The sequence below is a fragment of the Mumia sp. genome (assembly GCF_028803055.1).
GTDB lineage: Bacteria > Actinomycetota > Actinomycetes > Propionibacteriales > Nocardioidaceae > Mumia.
Window position 1 is genome coordinate 1 of sequence record NZ_JARBCJ010000142.1, and the last position, 3,372, is coordinate 3,372.

The following is a 3,372-nucleotide window of genomic DNA, read 5'->3' on the forward strand; positions in this document are numbered from 1 at the left end:
TCCCTCGCCGCCAGGTTTCCTCGCGCGTTCTCGATGAGGTCCACGGCAGCCGCTACCACGGCATCGTCGGTGCCGTTCTCCCCGAAGAGCGTCAGATAGACGAAGCGGTCGGGGAGGACGACCCTGGTCTGCGTGCGTCCGTCGGTGCGGCACACGTAACCCGACCCGAGAGCGTCGAGGGTCGGGGAGGTGAAGCAGTGCCCGCCCTGTTCGCCGATCTTCTGCCGGCTGCTGGCCAAGGCGGCAGCCTCGCGTGCCTCCACCCGCGTCTGCTCGGCCTTGTCGGCGATCGGCGACGCAGAGAACCGGACGCGGTGGTCGAAGTCGTCCTCACCCACACCGATGGAGCACTCGATGCGGCCGGAGTCGGGCGCCGAACCGATCTCGGGAACGCCGGTGCCGGAGGCGGTGTAGTCGTCCGACTCGACGACAGCCTCCACGATGTCGACGTCGAACACGCCGCAGACCAAGCCGTCGACCATCTGCACCGCCTCGTCGCCGTCGGCGCGATCGGAGCCGCTGTCGCACCCGGCGAGCGCCAGGGACAGCACCGCGAGGGCAACCACGGCACGGAACCTGCGGCGCATCTCACCCACCGCGCGACTCTTGGTTGCCGTCATCTTCGCGATTCTTGGCGTCCTCAACAGCTTCCTCCTCGGCATTGTTGAACGCCTGGTCCATCGACTCTCTCAAGGTGCCGTAGTTGTTGCCGGCGTCGCTGTCCCACCAGTCGTGCCACGAGGTCGGCGCCGTCCCACCTTCCGCCACGAACTCACGCTTGACGTGGCCGTTGCTGTCGAGGGCATCTCGGGGAAGGTCCTGCCCGTCGTTGCCTGCGGTGTAGCCGTACTGGACGAGCACGTTGGCCAACCCGCCCTGCAGGTTCTCGCGCCACGCGTTGTCCGTGGTGGCGCGGTAGGCGTCCGAGGTCGGTGCCGGAGCGCTCGTGACACCACTCTTGATCGCGTCGAGACCCTGTGACTTCGCGGTGTCGAAGGCCGTCTTGGCGAGCTCGGACGCTCCCTGTCCGAGTACTTCGTTGCCGGGCAGGAAACCGGTCGCGACATCGAACGCCTTCGCCGCCAGCGCCGCCCGGGCCGCCGCTGCCTCTTCGTCATCCATGTCGACGGTGACGGACTGGCCGAGCAGCCGACCGAGCACACGTCCGTTGTCCTCCACCACGTCGGTGAGCTCGCGGTCCGCGCTGTCCTCGGCGAGCACGGACGCGTTCTTGATGTTCTTCATCACCTCGGCAGGGAGCGGCTCGCCCGCGGGATGGTTCGGGTGGGCTGCCCGCCACTCGGCGATCGCCTCGCGCTCGTACTCGGCGATCTCCTCACCCATGCGGTCGTTGCCCTCGATGACGAGCGCCGTGGCAAGCACCTCGATGCCCGACTTGTCGTCGCCCCGACCGATCTCGCCGAGGACCGCGTTGAGGTTGTCGTAGCTGACGGTGAGCTTTCCGTCACCATCGACGCCCTGGCCGTTCGCGAGGGTGCGATAGACGTCCTCGGCGTAACCGGCGCCGATGTTGCCGATGCTGTCGCGCATCTCGCTCCACATGTGCCACTCGTCGCCGATGCCACCGCCCCCGGTGCCCTGCTTCTTGGGATCGAGGAGGTGGTCGGTGTTGCCCGTCCCGCTGTTCTCTCCGATCAGGGTGAACACCTTCGACGCCAGTGCGGCAGCACGCTCGTCGGTGTAGTCGCCCAGCGAAGGGGGACCGCTGTTCTCGCCTGAGCGCAGGTGCCCCGTGGTGGCCGCCTCCAGCGCCTCACCCAGGCCGTCTCCCTCGTCGCTCCGCGTCACTCCCTCGGAGGAGAAGGTGCGTTTGAACATGAGGTACTCGAGGCGATCGTCGTCGACGCCGTCTCCGTCGCTGAAGAATCGCTGGGCGCCCTCGGGGGAGCTGCCCATCGCCCCGAGCAGGTTGGCGAGACCGTCCGTCGCGTGGCCACCCTCGAAGGTGTAGTTGGTCTCGTCTTCGTAGCCGTTGTTGAAGGTGTACTCGTTGAGCGTGACACGGTCGGGATCGCGGATCCACTGCCCGCTCGCCTCGGCCAGAGGACCCCAGACAGCATCGTCTTGGTCGCGCTCCCAGTCCAGGACCCTGCTGCTGAGGTCCGAGATGAAGGCCGCGTCGTACTCGCCGCCGGCTTCGCCGCCCTCACGCAGCAGCAGCGTCAGCGCGGCGGCGTTGGTCGGGTTGTCCCGGTCGGTGATCGCGTCGAACCACGTGTCGGTGAGCTTGTCGGCGTCGACCGTGCGACTGTACGTCGCGAGGGTCACGCCGGCGGCGTCGATGAAGTCGTCGTACAGCGCGAGCTTGTCCTTGGCCGTGCCAGGGAAGGTCGCGCCGTTGCGGTCGGGGCCCACGCCGAAGAGGTCCAGGTTGATGTGGGCGATCGCCTTGGAGAACTCGTCGGGGGTAACCGTGCTGTAGAGCGCCTTGGCGAACGCCGGGTCGTTCTTGAGAGAGCTGAGGACATCGACGGTGGCGCGGTCGATCGCCTTGTTCTTGATCGCGGCGCCGACGTCCTGGGCCACCATCTGCTTGGCCGCGGGACCGAACAGCGCGATCAGCGCGGGATCGAGAGTCGCGGCGTTCTGCTTGATGTAGTCGGCCTGCTCGCGATCGGTCATGTTGGCGAGGTCGACCGGAAGCGCCGTGAGCTTGACCTTGGTCAAGTCGGCGACGTTGCTGAACATCGCGGGCGCGAAGGAGGGGAGGGCGCCGGCGGCATACAGAGCACTGACGTGCTTGGGATCGAGCGGGTCGGTCAGCTGGCCCTTGGCGGTGCGGGCGGCGGACTGGAGCGTCTCGACCGCGCCGGCGTGCTGACCGGAGAGCGCCGCCTTCTTCTTCAGCTGATCCTCGCGCGTCTTCTCGGAGCGGATCTGGTTGTTGAGTCCGTCGACCGCACCGTTGAAGGTCTCGACGGCGGTGCCGAAGTGCCGGATCGCGCCGGCCCCGATGGTGATGCCTTGGATCAGAGTGCGTGCCTGGTTCTTGGTCGGCGCGTCCGCACCCTCCATCGCCGTGGCGATCACACCGGCCACGCCTTCGCGGGCGGTGTTGTGCTTCTTGGTGAGGTCGGCGTTGAAGTTCTCGACGTCACCGGCCGGTGTCGCGACGGCATCGGCCTGCGAGGTGATCGTGCCTGGGGAGACGTCGTGCCGTTCGAAACCCGCGATGAGCAGAGATGAGCTGCCGCCGCCGTCCTCAACGCGCATCCCGAGTCGTCCTTCCTAAGAGGTCACGGACCGTACGGACTGTAGCGAAGTCACAGGTCGCGGTAAACGTCTCCGAGGCGCGCCTGCTCGGCCGGTCGGCGATCGGCGATCGGCGAGGCAGAAACCGGACGCGGTGGT

2 protein-coding genes are annotated in these 3,372 nt (G+C 67.5%); both read right to left on the bottom strand.

Translation table 11 applies throughout. The annotated features are described in order from the left end of the window. On the bottom strand, window positions 1-620 hold a 620-nt coding region (locus PV363_RS13150; protein ID WP_301022542.1), incomplete at its 3' end, for a hypothetical protein. Further along, window positions 589-3,234: a hypothetical protein gene (locus tag PV363_RS13155; protein WP_220341598.1), complete on the bottom strand. Its 2,646-nt coding sequence runs from the start codon at window positions 3,232-3,234 to the stop codon at window positions 589-591. The genes PV363_RS13150 and PV363_RS13155, both read right to left, overlap by 32 nt. Window positions 3,235-3,372 lie beyond the last annotated feature (138 nt).

What these genes read in the sequence shown, in the direction of transcription:
- PV363_RS13155 (WP_220341598.1), bottom strand. Translation starts at nt 3,234, where the DNA reads ATGCGCGTTGAGGACGGCGGCGGCAGCTCATCTCTGCTCATCGCGGGT.